22 protein-coding genes and 2 tRNA genes are annotated in these 21,644 nt (G+C 65.9%); 2 read left to right on the top strand and 22 right to left on the bottom strand.

Features of this window, described 5'->3' with window-relative positions:
- Nucleotides 1-74 precede the first annotated feature (74 nt).
- Nucleotides 75-479 carry a hypothetical protein gene (locus tag LK996_RS10380; protein ID WP_230527106.1) on the bottom strand — a complete coding sequence of 135 codons (405 nt, stop codon included), beginning with the start codon at nt 477-479 and terminating at the stop codon, nt 75-77.
- Nucleotides 480-587: 108 nt separating this feature from the next.
- Nucleotides 588-2,060 (bottom strand): PQQ-dependent sugar dehydrogenase, encoded by a 1,473-nt coding sequence (locus LK996_RS10385; protein WP_230527107.1) that lies wholly within the window; start codon nt 2,058-2,060, stop codon nt 588-590.
- Nucleotides 2,061-2,379: 319 nt separating this feature from the next.
- Between LK996_RS10385 and LK996_RS10390 the strand changes: the two genes are divergently transcribed.
- Nucleotides 2,380-3,024, top strand: a complete 645-nt coding sequence (locus LK996_RS10390) for a hypothetical protein (RefSeq protein WP_230527108.1) — start codon at nt 2,380-2,382, stop codon at nt 3,022-3,024.
- Between the two features lie 290 nt (nt 3,025-3,314).
- Here the strand turns inward: LK996_RS10390 and LK996_RS10395 are convergent, their stop codons facing one another.
- From LK996_RS10395 to tpiA, 20 genes are all read right to left on the bottom strand, one after another.
- On the bottom strand, nt 3,315-3,623 hold the full coding sequence (locus LK996_RS10395; protein WP_230527109.1) for a hypothetical protein: 309 nt from the start codon (nt 3,621-3,623) through the stop codon (nt 3,315-3,317).
- Nucleotides 3,623-4,072 (bottom strand): hypothetical protein, encoded by a 450-nt coding sequence (locus tag LK996_RS10400; protein ID WP_230527110.1) that lies wholly within the window; start codon nt 4,070-4,072, stop codon nt 3,623-3,625. Before LK996_RS10400 ends, LK996_RS10395 begins: the two co-directional genes overlap by 1 nt.
- 174 nt (nt 4,073-4,246) lie before the next feature.
- A tRNA-Met gene (locus tag LK996_RS10405) sits at nt 4,247-4,323 on the bottom strand.
- Between the two features lie 68 nt (nt 4,324-4,391).
- Nucleotides 4,392-5,831, bottom strand: coding sequence for an NADH-quinone oxidoreductase subunit NuoN (nuoN, locus tag LK996_RS10410; protein ID WP_230527111.1), 1,440 nt, complete (start codon nt 5,829-5,831; stop codon nt 4,392-4,394).
- A gap of 14 nt (nt 5,832-5,845) precedes the next feature.
- Entirely contained in the window at nt 5,846-7,357 is a 1,512-nt protein-coding gene (locus LK996_RS10415; RefSeq protein ID WP_230527112.1) for an NADH-quinone oxidoreductase subunit M, read from the bottom strand.
- Nucleotides 7,358-7,391: 34 nt separating this feature from the next.
- Nucleotides 7,392-9,551, bottom strand: coding sequence for an NADH-quinone oxidoreductase subunit L (nuoL, locus tag LK996_RS10420; RefSeq protein ID WP_230527113.1), 2,160 nt, complete (start codon nt 9,549-9,551; stop codon nt 7,392-7,394).
- A 4-nt stretch (nt 9,552-9,555) separates the two neighbouring features.
- Complete coding sequence (nuoK, locus tag LK996_RS10425; protein ID WP_230527550.1) at nt 9,556-9,867, bottom strand: NADH-quinone oxidoreductase subunit NuoK; 312 nt, start codon at nt 9,865-9,867, stop codon at nt 9,556-9,558.
- Nucleotides 9,867-10,502 (bottom strand): NADH-quinone oxidoreductase subunit J, encoded by a 636-nt coding sequence (locus LK996_RS10430; RefSeq protein ID WP_230527114.1) that lies wholly within the window; start codon nt 10,500-10,502, stop codon nt 9,867-9,869. Before LK996_RS10430 ends, nuoK begins: the two co-directional genes overlap by 1 nt.
- A 21-nt stretch (nt 10,503-10,523) precedes the next feature.
- A complete protein-coding gene (nuoI, locus tag LK996_RS10435; RefSeq protein ID WP_230527115.1) occupies nt 10,524-11,012 on the bottom strand; it encodes an NADH-quinone oxidoreductase subunit NuoI in 489 nt (162 codons plus the stop codon).
- Nucleotides 11,013-11,017: 5 nt separating this feature from the next.
- A complete protein-coding gene (gene nuoH, locus LK996_RS10440) occupies nt 11,018-12,073 on the bottom strand; it encodes an NADH-quinone oxidoreductase subunit NuoH (protein WP_425493749.1) in 1,056 nt (351 codons plus the stop codon).
- On the bottom strand, nt 12,070-14,307 hold the full coding sequence (gene nuoG, locus LK996_RS10445) for an NADH-quinone oxidoreductase subunit NuoG (protein ID WP_230527116.1): 2,238 nt from the start codon (nt 14,305-14,307) through the stop codon (nt 12,070-12,072). Before nuoG ends, nuoH begins: the two co-directional genes overlap by 4 nt.
- A complete protein-coding gene (gene nuoF / locus LK996_RS10450) occupies nt 14,304-15,671 on the bottom strand; it encodes an NADH-quinone oxidoreductase subunit NuoF (RefSeq protein WP_230527117.1) in 1,368 nt (455 codons plus the stop codon). The genes nuoG and nuoF overlap by 4 nt, the downstream gene beginning before the upstream one ends.
- A 3-nt stretch (nt 15,672-15,674) precedes the next feature.
- The gene (gene nuoE / locus LK996_RS10455; protein WP_230527118.1) at nt 15,675-16,202 is read right to left on the bottom strand and encodes an NADH-quinone oxidoreductase subunit NuoE; all 528 of its coding nucleotides are present in this window, start codon (nt 16,200-16,202) and stop codon (nt 15,675-15,677) included.
- Between the two features lie 43 nt (nt 16,203-16,245).
- Nucleotides 16,246-17,547, bottom strand: a complete 1,302-nt coding sequence (locus LK996_RS10460) for an NADH-quinone oxidoreductase subunit D (protein WP_230527119.1) — start codon at nt 17,545-17,547, stop codon at nt 16,246-16,248.
- Nucleotides 17,544-18,269: an NADH-quinone oxidoreductase subunit C gene (locus tag LK996_RS10465; protein WP_230527120.1), complete on the bottom strand. Its 726-nt coding sequence runs from the start codon at nt 18,267-18,269 to the stop codon at nt 17,544-17,546. Before LK996_RS10465 ends, LK996_RS10460 begins: the two co-directional genes overlap by 4 nt.
- Nucleotides 18,266-18,871 carry a NuoB/complex I 20 kDa subunit family protein gene (locus LK996_RS10470; protein ID WP_230527121.1) on the bottom strand — a complete coding sequence of 202 codons (606 nt, stop codon included), beginning with the start codon at nt 18,869-18,871 and terminating at the stop codon, nt 18,266-18,268. Before LK996_RS10470 ends, LK996_RS10465 begins: the two co-directional genes overlap by 4 nt.
- A complete protein-coding gene (locus tag LK996_RS10475) occupies nt 18,862-19,218 on the bottom strand; it encodes an NADH-quinone oxidoreductase subunit A (protein ID WP_230527122.1) in 357 nt (118 codons plus the stop codon). Before LK996_RS10475 ends, LK996_RS10470 begins: the two co-directional genes overlap by 10 nt.
- Before the next feature lie 61 nt (nt 19,219-19,279).
- A tRNA-Leu gene (locus LK996_RS10480) sits at nt 19,280-19,364 on the bottom strand.
- A gap of 55 nt (nt 19,365-19,419) precedes the next feature.
- Nucleotides 19,420-19,893 (bottom strand): preprotein translocase subunit SecG, encoded by a 474-nt coding sequence (gene secG, locus LK996_RS10485; protein WP_230527123.1) that lies wholly within the window; start codon nt 19,891-19,893, stop codon nt 19,420-19,422.
- A 23-nt stretch (nt 19,894-19,916) separates the two neighbouring features.
- Nucleotides 19,917-20,669: a triose-phosphate isomerase gene (tpiA, locus tag LK996_RS10490; protein ID WP_230527124.1), complete on the bottom strand. Its 753-nt coding sequence runs from the start codon at nt 20,667-20,669 to the stop codon at nt 19,917-19,919.
- Between the two features lie 110 nt (nt 20,670-20,779).
- On the opposite strand from tpiA, the gene LK996_RS10495 reads away from it, so the two are divergent.
- On the top strand, nt 20,780-21,643 hold the full coding sequence (locus LK996_RS10495; RefSeq protein WP_230527125.1) for a class I SAM-dependent methyltransferase: 864 nt from the start codon (nt 20,780-20,782) through the stop codon (nt 21,641-21,643).
- The last annotated feature ends 1 nt before the right edge of the window (nt 21,644 follow it).

The following is a 21,644-nucleotide window of genomic DNA, read 5'->3' on the forward strand; positions in this document are numbered from 1 at the left end:
GCAAGGCCCACCGCCTGGAACGGCGCGTAGTGTAGGCCCGCCCGGCTGGAACGGCAAGCTGGCCCGGTCAGCTGCTATTCGATCAGGCCGATCTCCACCGCGATGACGACCCCGACGAGCAGCGACATCACGAAGATCGCCCACAACGTACCGGCCGTGGCGCCGCGCAGTCGCTCCAGCGTTTCGTCGTCCTCCTCTTCGCGATACGACACCCACAGGCCACCGCGTCGGCGGAAGATCGCGTCTTCCCAGTTCACGATCTCCTGCTGGCACGCGCCGAGCATGCCGTAGCGCGCGCCGGGCGTGGCGCGGATCCACTTCAGCCGGATGCGATCGGGGATCGGGCATTGCTGGAACGCCCACACGCTGCCGTCGTGGTCGGCGGCGATGAATTGCGCCCACCCGGGCGCGTAAAACCCAAACGGCCTTTCTCCGCCGAACGCTTCCACCCGGATGGGTTCGACCGCATCGATGCGCATGTCGCCGGCCCGTCATTGCTGCTGTTGCGGCAGGTGTAGCGGGCGCGGCGACGCGCGAACATTGTTCCGAGGGGCAAATGCCCGTTGGTGCTATCGGCGGCGGCTCGATCAGCGGTGGTAAACCTCGTAGATGGTGCCGCCCGAAAGCGAGATCACGTACAGGTTGCCGTTCGGCCCGGTGCGGATGTCGGTGACGATGCCGAAGTTCGAACCGAACACCAGTTCGTCGCTTTCTTCCGTCGAATGGAACGTCAGGTTGTCCATCACCCTGTCCTGCAATCGCGGATCGAGGAACGACAACGACCTGCGGTCCTGCGACGGGTTGAAGCGGAAGATCGGGCCGCCGAGCGGATCGAGCGTCGAGAAGCCGACGAACAGATCGCCGCGATAACGCGCGCCGAGATTGCTCGATTGCAGGAAGCCGATGCCCGCGGGCGCGAGCACGTAGCGGAACGAGAACTTGGGATCCCGGTAGATCGAACCCGGCAGCTTGTACATGCGATTGAACGCGGAGATCGGCCCGTTGGCGATGCGCTCCGGACCCCAGCGGAACTGCTGCAGGTTCGGGAAGTCTTCGCCGAACAGCGACGTCGTCTCGATGCGCTTGTAGCCATCGATGCGGCTCGCCGGACCCATCAACTGGATCCAGCCCGAATTCATGCCGCGCTCGATGCGGTTGATCTCGTCGTACGCATCCTCGCCGTTCTCCTGGTCCCACAGGTAGCCGGTGTAAGGATCGAACGCCATGCCGAAGGAATTGCGGATGCCGTAGGCCCAGGTGCGCGCGATGTTGTGGCCGACGTCGCCGCCGACGGTGTAGCGACCGTACTGGTAGAACGGGTTGGTGGTCGGCGTCGTGCCGTCGTCGTTGAGGCGGAGGATCACGCCGCTGAAGTGCGCGTTGTCCGCGCGCGGTCCACCGAACTGATCGTCGGCGACGACGGGGCCGAGCCCGGTGAGCGTCGGACCGGAAGGTAGGTTCTGCATGCGCCCGCGACGTCCCTGGTCGCCGAACAGGATGTAGAGCTTGCCGTCGGGGCCGAACCGGATCACGCCGCCGTTGTGGTTGGCGCGTTCGGGTTGTTCCTCGTCGCCCTGGTTCGGCGGGATCGGCGCGGCGTCGTGCTGGAACGAACGCAGCGAAATGATGTGTTTGTCGAACACCAGGCGCGCGCCGTCCCACTTGAAGCGATCGACGCGATTGCCGAGCAATGGCGATTCGAGGATCTCTTCACTGTCGGCGCCGATCGCAGGTTGCGTCGGGCAATTCACGCTCGTCGGCACGAACGGCATGCCCGCCGGCGGCGCGGCGGCGCGGCAACTCCAGAAGAGATACACGTAGCCGTTCCGTGCGAAGTTCGGATGCTTGGCAATGCCGAGCAGACCGCGTTCGGACGCGTTGTTCACCGCGAGGTCGAGCGCTGTCGCGGTCACCGCGCCATTCACGACATGCTGCACGCGACCGGTGTTCTTCTCGATCACCAGCCAGTCGTTCGCACCGAGGAACGCGATACCGATGGGCAACTCGAGACCACTCGCGGCGACCCGCACCGCGAGTTCGGGATCCATCACCTGCGGCATGCCGGTTTGCGCATTCGCGGATGTCGCCAGCCCGCAGAGTCCGGCGCAAACGGACCAGGCAAGCGCTTTGATCGAATGACTTGGCATGGGAGTGCTCCTTTCAATGGACGCGTCTGTGCCCGACGCGCCCGTCAATGGGTTGCGTCATGCAGAGAGTTCATCCCATGCGTAGGAACGAGCAGGGTTTGTGCGCGCAGCGTGCATGCCGCGTGCACGCGGTGCGAACGGCCATTAGCGCAGCCAGAGCGTGACCAGCGAATGGCCGAGATGCGCGATCGACCTGATGCGTTCGCGTCGCGTCGCGCAGTGAACACATGCAGTGAAGCAGTCCTTCGACATCGCCATGCCCTCCCCGTTCGAATGCGCGGGAGGATGGGGAGCGTCGTTCTCAGTGAATGCGAATGCGCCGCGACTTGACCCTGCGCTGCGCTCCCTCGACCATCGACTCGCACACGCGGCCCTGGGAGGCCACATGATCCGATTCGCGATCGCTTGCGCCGTTGCGCTGTGCGCGCCGCTTGCGCTTGCGCAGGAAGCTGCGCCGAACGACGAGGCCGCGCCCTCGCCCTTCGACATCCCTTACCCCGACGTCGCGACCGCGCGCGCGCAGGTCACGGGCCTGTCGAACGCGCGCGTGGTGGAACGCGCCGACGGTTTCCTGACCGTCCTGACGGCCCTGGACAGCGAGGTGCTGGAACTCTGGGATTTCGTTCCGGCGACCGATCCCGCATACCCCGCCGTCGTCCGCCGTCGCCTGCGCAAGGAAGCCGGCGGAATCACGCTCCAGCGCAGCGTCCTGTGCGAAGCCGCAAAGGAAGCCTGCGATGCCTGGAAGCAGCGACTCTCCGCCGAAGAAGCGGAATTGCGCCAGAAACTGATGGAGGAGATCGACGAGGAAGCCAGGCAAGACCGACGCCGCAATCGTCGATACAGGGAAGCGGCGCGGAGCCAGTACGGGGGTTGAGCGAAGCACTGCGCCGCAACGCGAAAACAAAAACGGCGACCCGTTTCCGGATCGCCGTCGTTGTTTGGTAGCGGGGGCAGGCAACCGGATTTATAGATCGGAAACCCGCATAGCGGTGCGTCGCTTTTCGATGACCCTACGGACGTCAAACCGCGGCGCCCGATTCCCGCGTCCCGCGGAAGCCGTGGCTTTCGCAAAGGTTTGGGTGGCCGACGAAGTATTCGAGGTGACTTTCTGTCACCCCTCGTGAGCCGTTGCCGGGTGCGCGGGCGGCCACCCGCGGCCGCCAGCTAGGTCGCGGCCGGGGTCGTTAGGTACGTCAGCATCAGGAATGCGCCGACCATCACGACAGCAACAGCCCTTAGACGCACGATCCGGGCATAGAAGTCGTCGCCAAGACTCTTTGCGCGATCCGTAAAAAGCAGGAGGGTCAGCGCCGAGAGGAACGGGGTGCCTGGCACGCCGTACTTGGGGCGCCCCATCTCCGCATGGAGGTCCGGATATCGTCGTTCGACGTCCTTGAGCAGCGCCCAGCACGCGCCCTGCCAATAGAAGGCAAGCGCGAAGGCAACGACTGCTACAGGGATATAGGCGGCCATCAATGCAGGTCGCCGGTTGGAGACGCACCATCGAGGAATGCTTTGACCTCTGCATCGTCAGTGACCATGTGGTCCGTCAGGTGAAAGACTTCCCTGCATAACGGATGCGCAAGTGCCTCGGCTCGATCAAGGATTCGGCCAAGGAAGGTCACATGACTCCAAGGAGATTCGGCCGCGTCGACCAGAGCGACGTTGTAGCTCGCGTCTGACGCCCAGAGTTCAAATGGAAAGGCGACACGATTTTCGGGAGTTGCAGTGTCCGACTCGCCCCATTCGCCGAGGCCAACCAATCCGTTGATCCGACCTGAGTCGTGGCTGCGAGAAAACTGAGCGTAATAAACGGCATGCGCGTCTCCGTCCTTATAGACAAAGCGCGTCAACCGGACAGTGTCTTTACCGCAACATTCGCAGCGGTCGACTACCGGGGGCTCGAACTCAATCTCGATCATCTGCTATTCGCATCGCCGCTTCTGTCCGAATACACGAAGGATGCAGCATTTCCCTGCGACTGAGGTTGGTAGCAGCTTGCAACCAATCTCGACCCACTTTGATTTATAGACGGGCCGATTGCGCATTAAGTGCCTGAAAAACAAAGGGCCGGCTTGCGCCGGCCCTTCATTTTTTGGTAGCGGGGGCAGGATTTGAACCTGCGACCTTCGGGTTATGAGCCCGACGAGCTGCCAGACTGCTCCACCCCGCAGCAGGCCGATCATTATGTTGAATACGCCCGCGGAATGCAACCCGTGCGATTCAATTTCTTCAATTGGTTCAGCGGAAAGCCGCCAGGCACCACGCCATCAGCGGGTTCCATGCGATGCCCAGCGCGAGCAGCAACAACGCATTCGCACCGAACGCCACGCGCAGCGGACGGTCGTTGCGCTCGCGCACGCCCTCCCCCACCGGTTCGTCGAAGTACATCACCTTGATCACGCGCAGGTAGTAGAACGCGCCGATCACGGCGAACACGATGCCGACGATCGCCAGCCACAGCATGTCGCCCTGCAGCGCGGCGCGGAGCACGACGACCTTCGACCAGAAGCCGAGGAACGGCGGGATGCCCGCGAGCGAGGCCATGACGCACAGCACCAGCAGCGCCATCCACGGATTGCGTGCGTTGAGGCCCTTGAAGTCGTCGATCTCGTCGGCTTCGAAGCCCTTGCGCGAGAGCACGACGATCGAACCGAAGGCCGCGGCCGACATGATCGCGTACGTGATCGCGTAGAACATCGCCGCCGCGTAACCCTGCGGGCCGCCGCCGGCGAGGCCGAGGAACAGGAAGCCGACGTGCGAGATCGTCGAATAAGCGAGCATGCGCTTGAGGTTGTGCTGCGCGAGCGCGATCAGGTTGCCGATCACCAGCGACGCCACGGCCAGGCCCGCGAGCAGCAGGCGCCACTGTTCGTCGAGCGGACCGGCGCCGACTTCGAGCAGGCGGTAGGTCATGCCGAACGCGGCGATCTTCGGCGCCGAGCCGATGAACAGCGTGATCGGCGTGGGCGCACCGTGGTACACGTCGGGCAACCACATGTGGAATGGCGCGGCGCCGAACTTGAAGGCGATGCCCGCGACGATGAACACCAGGCCCGTCAGCAGCAGGCCCGGCGACGCCGACCCCATCGCCTGGTGGATCTCGCGCAGGTCGAGCGTGCCGGTCGCGCCGTAGGTCAGCGACAGGCCGTAGAGCAACATGCCCGAGGCGAGCGAACCGAGGACGAAGTACTTCATCGCCGCTTCGGAGGCGAGCGGGCTGTCGCGATCGATCGCGACCAGCGCGTACTGGCACAGCGCCAGCATTTCGAGGCCGAGGTACACCATCACCAGGCTGCCCGCGGACACCATCAGCATCATGCCGGCGGTGGCGAACATCACCAGGACCGGCACTTCGCCCTTGTAGAGGCCGCGCTCGCGCAGGAACGGCCACGCGTAGACGAGCGCCAGCGCGGACACCACGCAGGTGAACATCTTCAGCACGTCGGCCGCGACGTCGCGGATGAACATGCCGTTGAGCACCGTGCCCTGCCCGCCCGTGCCGGCGGCGACCATGCCGGCGACGGCGATCAGCGTGATGATGCTCGCCACGTGCGTGATCCAGCGGCGGCGTTCGTCGAGGAACAGGTCGAGCATGAGCAGCGCGAAGGCCGCGCCCACGAGCACCATCTCGGGCAGCAGGGGCAGCAGGTCGGCGGCGGTGGGCATCGTCGGGTTCATGCGTTATCTCGAAATCAGAGCTTCGTCGCCGCCAACTGGCTGGCGAGCTGCGCGATGGAGGGCTCCATCAGGTCGGTGAGCGGCTTCGGGTACACGCCGAGCACGAGCACGCCGAGCGCGAAGGTGCCGAGCACGATCCACTCGCGCATGTTGATGTCTTCCAGTTCGGCGACGTGGGCGTTCGCGACCTCACCGAAGATCACGCGCTTGACCAGCCAAAGCGTGTAGGCCGCGCCGGTGATCAGCGTGGTCGCCGCGCCGAAGGCGAGCAGCGGATGCTGCTGGAAGCTGGCGAGGATGACCATGAACTCGCCGATGAAACCCGACGTGCCCGGCAGGCCCGAGTTCGCCATGGCGAACAGCACCATGAACATCGCGAACCACGGCATCGTGTTCGCCACGCCGCCGTAGTCGCGGATCATGCGCGTGTGCATGCGGTCGTACAGCACGCCGACGCACGAGAACATCGCGCCGGAGATGAAGCCGTGCGAGATCATCTGCACCATGCCGCCCTGCAGGCCCAGGCGCGCGGCGTCGACGTTGCCCTGCTCGCGCACCAGCGCGAAGGCGATGAACGTGCCGAGGGTGACGAAGCCCATGTGCGAGATCGACGAATACGCGATCAGCTTCTTCATGTCGTCCTGCACGAGGGCGACCAGGCCGATGTAGATGATGGCGATCAGCGACAGCGCGATCACGACCCACGCGAACTCGTGGCCGGCGTCCGGCACGATCGGCAGGCTGAAACGCAGGAAGCCGTATCCGCCGATCTTCAGCATGATCGCGGCCAGGATCACCGAACCGCCGGTCGGCGCTTCCACGTGCGCGTCCGGCAACCACGTGTGCACCGGGAACATCGGCACCTTCACCGAGAACGCGGCGAGGAAGGCGAAGAACAACCACGTCTGTTCCTGCATCGTCAGCGGGAGCGCCGCCATGTCCGCGAGCTGCCAGCTACCACCCTTCAGGTACAGGTAGATGATGCCCACCAGCATGAACACCGACCCGAGGAAGGTGTACAGGAAGAACTTGATCGCCGCGTACACGCGGCGCGGGCCGCCCCACACACCGATGATGATGAACATCGGGATGAGCATGGCTTCGAAGAACACGTAGAACAGCATCGCATCGAGCGCGCAGAACACGCCGATCATCAGGCCTTCGAGGATCAGGAACGATGCGACGTACTGGTTCACGCGTTCGTCGATCGCCGTCCACGCGCCGATCAGCACCAGCACGGTCGTCAGCGTCGTCAGGCCGATCAGCGCGACCGAGATGCCGTCGGCGCCGAGCGCGTAGCGGATGTCGTACGCCGCGATCCACGTGTGCGATTCGAGGAACTGCATCGCGGGGTTGGCCATCTCGAAGCCGCTGAACAGCGGGATCGACAGCAACAGCGCCACGACGGCGACGCCGAGCGCAAGCCAGCGCGCGGCCTGCGCGCGGTGCTGCCCGAGCATCAGCGCGAGCACGCCACCGACGATCGGCAGCCAGATCAACAGACTCAGCAGGGGCGCGTTCGCCACGTCTTCGATTCCATGCAAAGGGTGGGCCCTGGGATCAAGCCCAGAGCTTGTGGATCACGATCAGCAATGCGATGAGACCAACGATCATCGCGAAGGCGTAGTGGTACAGGTAACCGGACTGCACGCGGCGCACGATGCCCGACACGAGGCCGACCAGGCGCGCGCTGCCGTTCACCGCGACGCCGTCGATCAGCTTCGAATCGATCGCGCGCGAAACCTGGCCGAGCGCGACGCCGCCACCGGCGAAGCCATCGATCCACAGGTCGTCCATGAAGTACTTGCGTTCCAGCACGCGGACCGGCCAGCGCAGCGCGTGCGCGATCTTGCCCGGCAGGTCGGGGCGGAACAGGTAGAGGAACGTCGCGAGCGCGAAGCCGCCGAAGGCGAGCCAGAATGCCGGCGCCTTGAAGCCGTGCAGCGCGAACGCGATCGGACCGTGCCACTCTTCGGCGAGCTTGCCGATGACGTCGTGCGCCTGCTCGACGTGGATCGCGCCGAGGAAGAACGGCAGGCGCTCGTGGTGGCCCATCACGTCGGTGCCGAACAGCATCGGGCCGGCGGTGAAGAAGCCGATGATCACCGACGGGATCGCGAGCAGGATCAGCGGCAGCGTCACCACCCACGGCGATTCGTGCGGCTTGTGCGCATGGCCGTGGCCATGGTCGTCGTGCGCGTGGCCGTTGCCGTGCCCGTTGTCTTCGACGTGTTCGCCGTGTTCGTGCGCGAGCGCTTCTTCGTGCTCGGTCGAGTCTGCTTCCGGCGCGATGTAGTGGTCGGGCACCGGATCGTGGAAGCGTTCCTTCCCGTGGAAGGTCAGGTACAGCAGGCGGAAGCTGTAGAACGAGGTCACGAATGCGCCGAGCAGCACGGCCCAGTAGGCGTACGTGGCGACCCAGTTGTGCGCTTCGTGTGCGTGTTCGGCCGCGGCCTCGATGATGGTGTCCTTCGAGTAGAAGCCGCTGAAGAACGGCGTGCCGACCAGCGCCAGCGTGCCGATGACCATCGTCCAGTAGGTGATGGGCATGTACTTCTTCAGGCCGCCCATGCGGCGCATGTCCTGCTCGTGGTGCATGCCGATGATCACCGAGCCCGCACCGAGGAACAGCAGCGCCTTGAAGAACGCGTGCGTCATCAGGTGGTACACGCCGGCCGAGTACGCCGACACGCCGAGCGCGACGGTCATGTAGCCCAGCTGCGAGAGCGTCGAATACGCGACGACGCGCTTGATGTCGTTCTGCACGATGCCGATCAGGCCGGTCCAGAACGCGGTGGTCGCGCCGATGAAGAGCACGAACATCAGCGCCGCCTGCGACAACTCGAACAGCGGCGACATGCGCGCGACCATGAAGATGCCCGCGGTCACCATCGTCGCGGCGTGGATCAGCGCGGAGATCGGGGTCGGGCCTTCCATCGAATCCGGCAGCCAGACGTGCAGCGGCACCTGCGCCGACTTGCCCATCGCGCCGATGAACAGCAGCACGCAGATCACGGTCGCGACCGACCACGCGTGGCCCGGCCAGAACTCGAACGCCTGCCCGCCGCCGATCGTCGACGGCGCGTTGGCGAACACGGTCGCGTAGTCGAGCGTGCCGAACCAGAACAGCACGCCCGCGATGCCGAGCAGGAAGCCGAAGTCGCCGACACGGTTGACCAGGAACGCCTTGAGGTTGGCGAAGATCGCCGTCGGGCGCTTGAACCAGAAGCCGATCAGCAGGTACGACACCAGGCCCACCGCTTCCCAGCCGAAGAACAGCTGCAGGAAGTTGTTGCTCATGACCAGCATGAGCATCGAGAAGGTGAACAGCGAGATGTAGCTGAAGAAGCGCTGGTAACCCGGGTCTTCTTCCATGTAGCCGATCGTGTAGACGTGCACGAGCAGCGACACGAAGGTGACCACGACCATCATCATCGCGGTGAGCTTGTCGACCATGAAGCCGACGTGCGCCTGGTAGGCGCCCACTTCGAACCAGGTGTAGATGTTCTGGTTGAACGGAGCGGCGCCCTGCCCCAGCAGCTGCCACAGCACGTACATCGACAGCGCGCAGCTCAGCGCGACGCCCGCGATGGTGACCGTGTGCGCGCCGGCGCGGCCGATCCTGCGACCGAACAGGCCTGCGAGGATCGCGCCGAGCAGCGGCGCAAGCACCACCGCCAGCAGGACGGACTTGGACAGCGTGAATTCAACGCCAGGCATCGGGTCAGCCCTTCAAGGAGTCGATCTCGGCGACGTTGATCGAGCGCCGGTTGCGGAACAGCGTGACGAGGATGGCCAGGCCGATCGCGGCCTCGGCCGCGGCCACGGTCAGGATGAAGAACACGAATACCTGGCCGGCGGCGTCGCCCAGCTCGCGCGAGAACGCGACGAAGTTGATGTTGACCGAGAGCAGCATCAGCTCGATCGACATCAGCAGGATGATGATGTTCTTCCGGTTGATCACGATGCCGGCGAGGCTGATGCAGAACAGCGCCGCGCCGAGCACGAGGAAGTGCCCGAGGGAGAGATGACCGATCACGGGGTTTTCTCCTCTTGCACGGCCGGGGCCGCGGGCTTGGTCGCTTCCATCTTCACCATGCGCAGGCGGTCGGCCGAACGCACGCGCGCCTGGGCCGCAGGATCCTGGTGCTTCACGCCGCCGCGGCGACGCAGGGTCAGCATGGTCGCGGCGACGACCGCGATGGTCAGGATCACCGCCGCCACTTCGAACGGCAGCAGGAAATCGGTGAACAGCGCCTGCGCGAGCCACTTGGTGTTCGGGATGTTCGCCGCGGCCGCAGGGTCCGCCGCGAGCGGCGCCTGCATCAGCACGTGCACGCCGATCAACAGGCAGATCTCGATGAGCATCGCGATCGCGACCGCGAGGCCGATCGGCAGGTAGCGCACGAAGCCTTCGCGCAACGGCGCGACGTCGATGTCGAGCATCATCACGACGAACAGGAACAGCACCATCACCGCGCCGACGTAGACGAGGATCAGCGCGATGCCGAGGAATTCGGCGCCGGCCAGGATCCACGTGCAGGCGACGGAGAAGAACGTCAGCACGAGCAGCAGCGCTGCCTGCACCGGGTTCCGCACGCTGATGACGCCCACGGCCGCGGCGAGGGCCATGGTGGCGAAGGCGTAGAAAGCTAGAGTGGTGAAATCCATTGAGGCCTCAGCGTCCCGTGCTCATCGATAAGGTGCGTCGGCGGCGCGGCGCGCGGCGATTTCCGCCTCGAGGCGGTCGCCGATGGCCAGCAGCTGCGGCTTGGTCACGATGTTCTGGCCGCGCTTGTCGAAGTGGTATTCGTGCAGGTGCGTCTCGACGATCGAGTCCACCGGGCACGACTCCTCGCAGAAGCCGCAGAAGATGCACTTGAACAGATCGATGTCGTAACGCGTCGTGCGGCGCGTGCCATCGCTGCGTTGCTCGGAATCGATCGTGATCGCCAACGCGGGGCACACGGCCTCGCACAGCTTGCACGCGATGCAACGCTCTTCGCCGTTGGCGTAGCGGCGCAGCGCGTGCAGGCCGCGGAAGCGCGGCGACTGCGGCGTCTTTTCCATCGGGTACATCAGCGTGTACTTCGGACGGAACAGGTACCTGCCGGTGAGCATCAGCCCCTGGGCAAGCTCGATGAGCAGCAGGCTCTTGAAGTAGGAAACGATGCGAGTCATGCCCGTCACTGCCCCGGCGTGAACACGTTGTAGTAAGCCATCAGCGCCGTCACGCAGATCCACGCGATGGTGATCGGAATGAACACCTTCCAGCCCAGGCGCATGATCTGGTCGTAGCGGTAGCGCGGGAACGAAGCGCGGAACCAGATGAAGCAGCTCGCGAAGAAGAACACCTTCGCCAGCAGCCACCACCAGCCGTCGACCGACAGCAGCGGAATGCCCCAGCCATGGAACGGGCTCAGCCAGCCGCCGACGAAGAAGATCGACGTCAGGAAGCTGACGAGCAGCATGTTCGCGTACTCGGCGAGGAAGAACAGCGCGAACTGCGAACCGGAGTACTCGACCATGTGGCCGGCGACGATCTCGGATTCGCCTTCGACGACGTCGAACGGCGCGCGGTTGGTCTCGGCCACGCCGGACACGAAGAACACCACGAACAGCGGCAGCAGCGGCCACATGAACCATTCGAGGAAGCCGGCGTTGCCGGACTGCGCCAGCACGATCTCGGTGAGGTTGAGGCTGCCGGCGGCGATCAGCACACCGACCAGCGCGAAGCCCATCGCGATCTCGTACGACACGACCTGCGCCGCGGCGCGCATCGCGCCGAGGAAGGCGTACTTCGAGTTCGACGCCCAGCCGGCGAGCACGATGCCGTACACGCCCAGCGACGTCATCGCGAGCAGGTACAGCAGGCCTGCGTTCGCGTTCGACAGCACGACCTGCGCATCGAACGGCACCACGGCCCACGCGGCGAACGCCGGCACCAGCGCGATCAGCGGCGCGATGCGATACAGGAACGGCTGCGCCACGGTGGGCTGCACCACTTCCTTGAACAGCAGCTTGAACACGTCGGCGAAGGCCTGGAGGATGCCCTTGCCCACGTACATCGGCCCGTGGCGCACGTGCATCCAGCCGATCAGCTTGCGTTCCCACACCACGTAGAACGCGACGGCGAGGATCACCGGCACGGCGATCAGCAGCACCTTGAGCACGATCCAGGCGACCAGGCCCACGGGCCCGAACGCGATCATCCAATCGCGGAAAGCATCGACGTACATCATGCGCGACCGATCTCCACGTTGCCCGAGAGCAGCGCAGCGGTCGCGCCGTAACCCGATTCCACCCACGCGCAACCGCGCGCGACCTTGTCGCTCACCGCGACCGGCAGCGTCGCCGTGCCCGTGGCGTTCTTCACCTTCGCCACGCCGTCGGCATGCACGCCGGCCGCGCCCGCATCCATCGGATGCAGCACGATGCGCGCGCCGAGCGTGAGCGGATGCGCCTGCAGCGCGGCCGCGCGGCGCACGGTGGCGTCGGAGCGGTAGATCGCCTGCGAGGCGACGATCGACAGGCCGGCGCCGTGCGGCAGCGCGTGCTTCGGCGCCGCGCCCTTCGCAACGGTGACATTGCGCAGCGACAAGCCTTTGCGCATGCCCGCGTAGTCGGTGAAGTCGAAGCCCGCGACGCCGAGGTCGGCGCCCAGCGCACGCAGCACGCGCCAGCCGGCGCGCACTTCGCCCGGCGACTTGCCGCCCGCGGTCGCGTGCTGCACGAAGCCGTCGAGGTTGGTCAGCGAGCCTTCGATTTCCGGCAGCGCGCCGATCGGCAGGATCACGTCGGCGACGGCGCGCGTGGATTCGCACGCGTAGTGGCTGAAGGCCACGACCTGCGCGCGCGCCAGCGTGTTCATCGCGAGCGATTGATCGGCGAAGTCCAGGCCCGGTTCGATGCCGTAGAGGACGTACGCGCTGCGCGCATCGGCAAGCATCGCCTGCGCGTCGCGCGAAGCCGGCAACACGCCGTGCTGCGCGAGGCCCAGCGCGTTGGCGCCCTGCGGGATGCGGCACAGCTTCGCGTTGTTCGCGGCAGCGAACCCACGCGCGGCGGCGCGGATCGCGCTGGCGTGCTCGGAGAGTTCGGCGACGGCGCCGACGATCACCACGGCGCGCTGCGCGCCCTTGATGTCGACGCCGGCGAGCGCCTCGGCGATTTCGGACGGGGCGACGACGGCGGACGACGCCACCTCGAACGCGACGTCGAAGTCGACCGGGTTGACCATGTGCACGCGCGCGCCCTTGCGCTGCGCCTTGCGGATGCGCTGGTGCAGCAGCGGCACTTCGTGGCGCAGGTGCGCGCCGACGACGACGATGACATCGGCGTTGTCGATCTCGGCGACCGGCATGCCGAACTGCTCGGCGACGGCGGCGTCGGACAGGTCGCGCTGCGCGATGCGGTGATCGAGGTTGCCGGTGCCCAGGCCTTCGGCGAGGCGCGCGAGCAACGCGCCCTCTTCGTTCGACGTCGCCGGATGCACGAGCATGCCGAGCTGGTCGCCGCCGTTGTCGCGGAGGATCTTCGCGGCCTTGGCCAGCGCTTCTTCCCACGTCGTGGTGCGCCAGTCGTCGCCGTCCCGGACCATCGGCTGCGTCGCGCGATCGTCGGCGTACAGGCCCTGGTGCGAATAGCGGTCGCGGTCCGACAGCCAGCATTCGTTGACCGCTTCGTTGTCGCGCGGCACGGTGCGCAGCACTTCGCCGCGACGCACGTGCAGGAACAGGTTGCTGCCCAGCGCGTCGTGCCAGCCGAGCGATTCGCGCGCGACGAGTTCCCACGGACGCGCGCGGAAACGGAACACCTTGTTGGTCAGCGCGCCGACCGGGCACACGTCGATGACGTTGCCGGAGAGTTCGGTCGTCAGCGGCTTGCCGTCGTACGTGCCGATCTGCAGGTTCTCGCCGCGCATCATGCCGCCGAGCTCGTACGTGCCGGCGACTTCCGCGGTGAAGCGCACGCAGCGCGTGCACTGGATGCAACGCGTCATGTCGCTGGCGACGAGCGGACCGAAGTCCTCGTCGGCGACCACGCGCTTGCGCTCGGAGAAGCGCGAAACCGAACGGCCGTAGCCGAGCGAGAGATCCTGCAGTTCGCACTCGCCGCCCTGGTCGCAGATCGGGCAGTCGAGCGGATGGTTGATCAGCAGGAACTCCATCACGTTGCGCTGCGACTTCAACGCCTTGTCGCTGCGCGTGACGATCTTCATGCCGTCCATCACCGGCGTCGCGCACGCGGGCGCGGGCTTCGGCATCTTTTCGACGTCGACCAGGCACATGCGGCAGTTGGCCGCGATGCTCAGCTTGTCGTGGTAGCAGAAACGCGGGATCGGGATGCCGGCCTTGTCGGCGGCCTGGATGATCATCGAACCCTTGGGCGCGGTCATCGCGACGCCATCGATCTCGATGGCGACGTGGCCTTCCGGCACGACGGGCTTGGTGACGTCGGACTCAACGGCGCTCATGCGGCAACCACCTGCTTTTCGATCACCGTGCCGGCGCGCTGGTCGTCGACCAGGAAACGCCCGTTGACGATCGCGTATTCGAATTCGCGCCAGTAGTGATGCAGGAAGCCCTGCACCGGCCACGCGGCGGCTTCGCCGAACGCGCAGATGGTGTGGCCTTCGATCTGGCCCGCGGCGGCGCGCAGCATCTGCAGGTCGTCCATCGTCGCCTTCTTCTCGACGATGCGCGTCAGCATGCGGTACATCCAGCCGGTGCCTTCGCGGCACGGCGTGCACTGGCCGCAGCTTTCCTTGAAGTAGAAGCGCGCGATGCGCTGGCACGCGCGCACCATGCAGGTCGTCTCGTCCATCACGATGACCGCGCCAGAACCGAGGCCCGAACCGGCCTTCTGGATCGAGTCGTAGTCCATCGTGCAGGCCATCATCGTGTCGGCCGGCAGCACCTTCATCGACGTACCGCCGGGGATCACGGCCTTGAGTTTGTGGCCGTTGCGCATGCCGCCGGCCAGTCGCAGGAGTTCGCTGAAGGGCGTGCCGAGGCGGATCTCGAAATTGCCCGGGTTGGCGACGTGGCCCGACACCGAGAACACCTTCGGGCCGCCGTTGTTCGGCTTGCCGAGGTTGAGGAACCACTCCGCGCCGTTGCGCACGATCGCCGGCACCGACGCGTACGTCTCGGTGTTGTTGATCGTGGTCGGCTTGCCGTACAGGCCGAAGTTGGCCGGGAACGGCGGCTTGTAACGCGGCTGGCCCTTCTTGCCTTCGAGCGATTCCATCAGCGCGGTTTCTTCGCCGCAGATGTAGGCGCCCGCGCCGAGCACGTTGTACAGATCGATGTCGACGCCGCTGCCGAGCACGTTCTTGCCGAGCCAGCCGTTCGCGTAGGCCTCGCGCGTGGCTTCCTCGAGATGTTCGAAGGGCTCGTGGTGGAACTCGCCGCGCAGGTAGTTGTACGCGGCCGTCGAACCGGTGGCGTAGCACGCGATCGCCATGCCCTCGATCACCGAGTGCGGGTTGTAGCGCAGGATGTCGCGATCCTTCGCCGTGCCCGGTTCGGATTCGTCCGAGTTGCACAGGATGTACTTGATGCCGGGGCCCTTCGGCATGAAGGACCACTTCAGGCCGGTCGGGAAGCCCGCGCCGCCGCGGCCGCGCAGGCTCGACTGCTTGACCATCTCGATCACCGCGGCCGGCTCGATCTTCTCTTCGAGGATCTTGCGCAGCGCGGCGTAACCGCCGGTCTTCAAATAATTTTCGTACGACCAGGGCTTGTCGAAATGCAGCGTCGTGTAGACGACGTTGTGCTCCTGCGGCGCAGGACCGACCGGACCGGTGGGCTCGCTGTAGTGGCTATGACCGGCCATGCGTTACTCCAACCCGTCCAGCAGCTCGTCGACCTTCGCGACCGTGAGCTTCTCGTGGTAATGACCGTCGATGACCATCATCGGCGCGCCGCAGCATGCGGCGAGGCACTCTTCTTCGCGCTTGAGGAAGATGCGGCCGTCGGCGGTCGATTCGCCGAGCTTGCAGCCGAGCTTCTTCTCCGCGTGCGCGACGAGATCCTCGGCGCCGTTGAGCCAGCAGCTGATGTTGGTGCAGAACGCGACGTTGTGGCGGCCGACCTTCTCGGTCTCGAACATCGAGTAGAACGTCGCGACTTCGTACGCCCACACCGGCGGGATGTCGAGGTACTTCGCAACCGCGGCGATGAGCTCGTCGGTGAGCCAGCCGCTGTTCTGTTCCTGCGCGGCGTGCAGGCCCTGCAGCACGGCCGAACGCTTGCGGTCGGCCGGGAACTTCGTCAGCCAGTGGTCGATGTGCGCACGCGTCGCATCCGACAGCACCTGCTGCGGATCGACGTTGCGCGCGTTCTCGAAGTTGCCGGTCGCTCTCATCGTTATGCCTTGCTCGAATCTTGTGCGTCTGACCGCGACGCGGTCAGCGGTCGATTTCGCCGAACACCACGTCGTACGTGCCGATCATCGCGACGACGTCGGCCAGCATGTGGCCGGTGACGATCGCGTCCATCGACGACAGGTGCGCGAAGCCCGGCGCGCGCAACTTGCAGCGGAACGGCTTGTTCGCGCCGTCGCTGACCAGGTACACGCCGAACTCGCCCTTCGGGGCTTCCACCGCGGCGTACGTTTCCCCTGCCGGGACGCAGTAGCCTTCGGTGAACAGCTTGAAGTGGTGGATCAGGGCTTCCATGTCGTCCTTCATCTCCTCGCGGGAGGGAGGCGCGACCTTGTAGTTGTCCAGCATCACCGGGCCCGGGTTGGCCTTCAGCCACTGGATGCACTGGGCGATGATGCGATTGGACTGGCGCATTTCCGCGACGCGCACGAGGTAACGGTCGTAGCAGTCGCCGTTGGTGCCGAGCGGAATGTCGAAGTCGACTTCGGCGTACTTCGCGTAGGGCTGCTTCTTGCGCAGGTCCCACGCGAGGCCGGAGCCACGCACCATCGGGCCGCTCATGCCCCACGCGAGCGCATCTTCGGGCGACACGACGCCGATGCCGACGGTGCGCTGCTTCCAGATGCGGTTCTCGGTGAGCAGCGTTTCGTATTCGTCGACGCGCTTCGGGAAGTCCTGCGTGAAGCGCTCGAGGTAATCGAGCAGCGAACCCTCGCGCCATTCGTTGAAGCGCTTGAGCTTGGCGCCCTTGCGCCACGGCGACTCGCGGTACTTCGACATCTGCTCCGGCAGGTCGCGATACACGCCGCCCGGACGGTAGTACGTGGCGTGCATGCGCGCGCCCGACACCGCTTCGTAGACGTCCATCAGCTCTTCGCGTTCGCGGAACGCGTAGAGGAACACCGCCATCGCGCCGAGATCGAGCGCGTTGGATCCGACCCACATCAGGTGGTTCAGGATGCGCGTGATCTCGTCGAACATCGTCCGGATCCACTGCGCGCGTTCCGGTGCCTCGATGCCCATCAACTGTTCGATGGCGCGCACGTAGGCGTGCTCGTTGCACATCATCGAAACGTAATCCAGGCGATCCATGTAGCCGATCGACTGGTTGAAGGGCTTGGATTCGGCGAGCTTCTCGGTGCCGCGATGTAGCAGGCCGATGTGCGGATCGGCGCGCTGGACGATTTCGCCGTCCATCTCGAGGATCAGGCGCAGCACGCCGTGCGCGGCCGGATGCTGCGGGCCGAAGTTCAACGTGTAGTTGCGAATCTCCGGGTTGTTCAAACCGGAAGTATTCGAGGGAAAGCGATCGATCTGTGCGCTCACTTGCCCGCCTCCTTCTCTTCGCCGGCGGCGGTCTTGTAGCGCGCGTCATCGCGGATCACGCGCGGCACGCCGACGCGCGGCTCGACCGACGTGACCGGCTCGTACACCACGCGCTGCTTCTCGTTGTCGTAACGCACTTCGACGTTGCCGATCAGCGGGAAGTCCTTGCGGAACGGATGACCGACGAAACCGTAGTCGGTGAGGATGCGGCGCAGGTCCGGGTGGCCCTGGAACAGGATCCCGTACATGTCGAACGCTTCGCGCTCGAACCAGTTCACGCCCGGCCACAGGTCGACGACGGACGCGACGACGGGCAGCGTGTCATCGGCGGCGAAGCAACGCACGCGCAGGCGCTGGTTGTGCTGCATCGACAACAGGTGCGCGACGACGGCAAAGCGGCGACCAGAAGTCGCGCCCTCACCGCTCGGTTCCTCGCCCCACTTGAAGCGACCCGGGCCACGGCCTTCGACGCCACGGCTGAAACCTTCCGACGACACGTCGGAGGTATCCCATTCGTCGCTGCCGTAACCGAGGTAATCGACGCCGCTGACGTCCATGCACAACTCGAAACCGAAGTCGTTGCGCAGGTCGCGGCACGCGTCGTGCCAGCTGGACGGCGGAACTTCGAGCGTGACTTCACCGCGCGGCATCGCGACGTCGACCGTCGCGCCGTCGATCCCGGCGAAATGCGCGCGCAGGCGCTCGACGAAATCGGTGCTCATGCGGTCGCGCCTCGCGCAGCCGGTTCCTTGCTCCGAGGTTCCTTGCTTCGAAACGGATGCGTTTCGTTGCGGCGGATCTTCTTCTGCAACTGCAGGATGCCGTAGACGAGCGCTTCGGCCGTCGGCGGGCAACCCGGCACGTACACGTCGACCGGCACGATGCGGTCGCAACCGCGCACGACTGCGTACGAATAGTGGTAGTAACCGCCGCCGTTGGCGCAGCTGCCCATCGAGATGACCCACTTCGGGTCGGGCATCTGGTCGTAGACCTTGCGCAACGCCGGGGCCATCTTGTTGACCAGCGTGCCGGCCACGATCATCACGTCGCTCTGGCGCGGCGACGGACGGAACACCACGCCGTAACGGTCGAGGTCCAGGCGCGCGGCGCCGGCATGCATCATCTCGACCGCGCAGCACGCGAGACCGAAGGTCATCGGCCACATCGAACCCGTGCGCGCCCAGTTCCACAGCGCGTCGAAGCTCGTCGTGACGAAGCCCTGCTCGACCAGCGGGTTCTCGCCTTCCGGCCGCAGGATGTCGCCCACGCGATCATCCGGCAGCGGGTTGTGCATCAAACCCGAAACGGTCTGGATCACTCCCATTCCAGTGCACCCTTCTTCCAGACGTAAACGAAGCCGATCACCAGCAGCGCGAGGAACACGCCCATCTCCACCAGGCCGAACACGCCGAGATCGCGGAACACGAGTGCCCAGGGGAAGACGAACGCGATTTCCAGGTCGAAGACGATGAACAGGATCGCGATCAGGTAATAGCGCACGTCGAACTGCATGCGCGCGTCCTCGAATGCGTTGAAGCCGCATTCGTAGGGCGAAAGCTTTTCGGAACTGGGGCGCTTGGGCCCGAGCACGTTGCCCACGATGATGAGGGCGATACCGATGCCCAGGGCGACGATCAGGAACAGCAGGGTCGGCAGATATTCGGCCAGCACGCTCGGACCTCTCGTTCAGTCCGACAGCCGGCGTTGCCGGCGTCGTCTGGTTTGCTGCGTATGGTGCCCAAGGGGGGACTCGAACCCCCACGACTTGCGTCGCTACCACCTCAAGGTAGTGCGTCTACCAATTCCGCCACCTGGGCAATCAGGTCCCGCATCGCGCATTGCGCGCTGCGGAGTTCGACATTGTATGTCGAATCAATCGTTCTGCGAAGGCGCAGCCGACGTCGTCGACGCTGCAGGCGCCGTCGGCACCGCGGTGTTCGCGGCCGGCGCAGCCGGGACGGCGTTGTTCGCTGCCGGCGCGGCCGGAACCGAACCTGCAGGAGCGGCCGCACCCGTCGGAGCCGTGGCGGCCGGCGCCTGCGCGGCCGGGGCCGCGGGGATATCGGACATCAGGCCGAGGTCCTGCTGCGCCTGCTGGGCCTTCGGACGCAGGTTATGCGTCGCGTTCCAACCCATGAACAAGCTGATCGCGAAGAAGCTGATCGCGAGCCACTTGGTCGACTTCGACAGGAAGTTGCCCGCGCCGCGCGAGCCGAACACCGTCGCCGAAGCACCGGCGCCGAAGCCCGAACCCGCCTGCGCACCAGCGCCGCGCTGCATCAGGATGAGCACGATCATCGCGATCGCGATGAGCACGTACAGCACGTTGAGGATCGTCATCAACATCGGGGGAGAACTCTGCCTTTGGCTCAGGCCGTCGCCGCATCGGCGATGGCCAGGAAATCCCGGGCGACGAGGGACGCGCCGCCCACCAGCCCGCCGTCGACGTCGGGCTGGGAGAACAGCGCCTTCGCATTGTCGGGCTTCACGCTGCCGCCATAGAGGATCGGCAGCAAGCCGGCGATCTTAGCAGAGCGCGACGCGACCTCGCCACGGATGAACGCGTGCACGGCCTGGGCCTGCTCCGGGGAGGCGGTCCGGCCGGTGCCGATGGCCCAGACCGGCTCGTAGGCGATGATCGCGCCGTCCAGGGCCTCGGGGCCGCCGAGGTCGAAGATCGGCTCCAGCTGCTGCTCGATGCGCCATTCGGTCTGGCCGGACTCGCGCTCGCGCAGGGATTCGCCGACGCACAGGATCGGGGTGAGGCCCGCCCGCTTCGTCGCGAAGAACTTCTTCGCGACCAGCTCGCTGGACTCGCCGTGGTACTGCCGGCGCTCTGAATGGCCGACCAGGCCGAAGCGCGCGCCGACATCCAGCAGCATCGCGGCCGAGACCTCGCCCGTGTAGGCGCCCTGTTCGTTCACGCTCACGTCCTGCGCGCCGAAGCCCACGCCGCGCTCGGCGAAATGTTCGACCAGCTCGCCCAGGTACGGCAGCGGCGGCAGCACGACGCGCTCCACGCCCGGCGGCGGCGCGACGGCGGCGATCTCTTCCACGAGCGCACAGGCGAACGCACGGTCGCCATGCAGTTTCCAGTTGCCCGCCACGATCCTGCGACGCATCGACACACCTTCCGTAGAACGCTTCCGAAGCGCGGCAGTCTAGCGCAGCGGCCGCACGCCGGCCCGCCCCGCTATGATTCCGTCATCCGGACAGGTGAGGCACGCACGCAATGGCCGAGCCCGGCGCACTCAAGTACCAGGCCACCGTCGACCTGGGCCAGCGCAACAATTCGCACACGCTGCTGCACGAACTCGCGGTCGGCGAGCGGCAGGCGCCGCTGTCGATCCTGGAAGTCGGGTGCGCGTCGGGCTACCTCGGTGCGTCGCTGGTCGCACGCGGCCATCGCGTCACCGGCGTCGAACCCGACCCTGCGTCGGCGCACGCCGCGGCGCGCGTGCTCACCGACGTGTGGAACGGCGGCCTGCACGATTACCTCGCCACGCATCCGCAGGCGCGCTTCGACGTGCTGCTGTTCGGCGACGTGCTCGAACACATGGTCGATCCGACGGACGCGTTGCGCCATGCCCTGCCGCACCTGCGCGACGGCGGCCGCATCGTCGTGAGCCTGCCGAACGTCGCGCACGGCAGCGTGCGCGCGATGCTGCTGGAAGGCCGCTTCGATTACGAGGAACGCGGCATCCTCGATCGCACGCACCTGCGGTTCTTCACGCGCGAAGGGATCGCGAAACTGTGCGCCGACACGGGCCTGGCGATCGAGCGCCTCTACGCCGTCGGCGTGCCGATCGGCGACGTCGACCGCGAATACCACATGCGACTGCGCCGCGAATACGTCACCGCGATCGAATTGCTCGACGCCGACGAATCGCGCCACGCCTTCCAGTACGTGCTGCGCGCCGCGCCCTCCACGCTTCCGCCGTCGGCGCTGCTCGACGCCAACCTGCGGGTGGAAGTCGAACGCACGGCGCCGATCCCGCATCCGCACGGCGTGCGATCGTGGAAGCAGCGGCTGCAGGTGAAACTCTTCCACGCGCTGCTGCGTTCGATCAGCGAACGCCGACATCGCGGGCAATGAC

The sequence above is a fragment of the Noviluteimonas lactosilytica genome, from assembly GCF_020866925.1.
Lineage (GTDB): Bacteria > Pseudomonadota > Gammaproteobacteria > Xanthomonadales > Xanthomonadaceae > Noviluteimonas > Noviluteimonas lactosilytica.

Coding starts and splice junctions, on each gene's coding strand:
- nuoI (WP_230527115.1), bottom strand. CDS start 11,012: ATGACTCGCATCGTTTCCTACTTCAAGAGCCTGCTGCTCATCGAGCTT.
- nuoN (WP_230527111.1), bottom strand. CDS start 5,831: ATGAACCCGACGATGCCCACCGCCGCCGACCTGCTGCCCCTGCTGCCC.
- nuoL (WP_230527113.1), bottom strand. CDS start 9,551: ATGCCTGGCGTTGAATTCACGCTGTCCAAGTCCGTCCTGCTGGCGGTG.
- nuoH (WP_425493749.1), bottom strand. CDS start 12,073: ATGATGTACGTCGATGCTTTCCGCGATTGGATGATCGCGTTCGGGCCC.
- LK996_RS10470 (WP_230527121.1), bottom strand. CDS start 18,871: ATGGGAGTGATCCAGACCGTTTCGGGTTTGATGCACAACCCGCTGCCG.
- LK996_RS10395 (WP_230527109.1), bottom strand. CDS start 3,623: ATGGCCGCCTATATCCCTGTAGCAGTCGTTGCCTTCGCGCTTGCCTTC.
- nuoE (WP_230527118.1), bottom strand. CDS start 16,202: ATGAGAGCGACCGGCAACTTCGAGAACGCGCGCAACGTCGATCCGCAG.
- LK996_RS10495 (WP_230527125.1), top strand. CDS start 20,780: ATGGCCGAGCCCGGCGCACTCAAGTACCAGGCCACCGTCGACCTGGGC.
- LK996_RS10385 (WP_230527107.1), bottom strand. CDS start 2,060: ATGCCGCAGGTGATGGATCCCGAACTCGCGGTGCGGGTCGCCGCGAGT.
- tpiA (WP_230527124.1), bottom strand. CDS start 20,669: ATGCGTCGCAGGATCGTGGCGGGCAACTGGAAACTGCATGGCGACCGT.
- LK996_RS10430 (WP_230527114.1), bottom strand. CDS start 10,502: ATGGATTTCACCACTCTAGCTTTCTACGCCTTCGCCACCATGGCCCTC.
- nuoG (WP_230527116.1), bottom strand. CDS start 14,307: ATGAGCGCCGTTGAGTCCGACGTCACCAAGCCCGTCGTGCCGGAAGGC.
- nuoF (WP_230527117.1), bottom strand. CDS start 15,671: ATGGCCGGTCATAGCCACTACAGCGAGCCCACCGGTCCGGTCGGTCCT.
- LK996_RS10400 (WP_230527110.1), bottom strand. CDS start 4,072: ATGATCGAGATTGAGTTCGAGCCCCCGGTAGTCGACCGCTGCGAATGT.
- secG (WP_230527123.1), bottom strand. CDS start 19,893: ATGTTGATGACGATCCTCAACGTGCTGTACGTGCTCATCGCGATCGCG.
- LK996_RS10465 (WP_230527120.1), bottom strand. CDS start 18,269: ATGAGCACCGATTTCGTCGAGCGCCTGCGCGCGCATTTCGCCGGGATC.
- LK996_RS10380 (WP_230527106.1), bottom strand. CDS start 479: ATGCGCATCGATGCGGTCGAACCCATCCGGGTGGAAGCGTTCGGCGGA.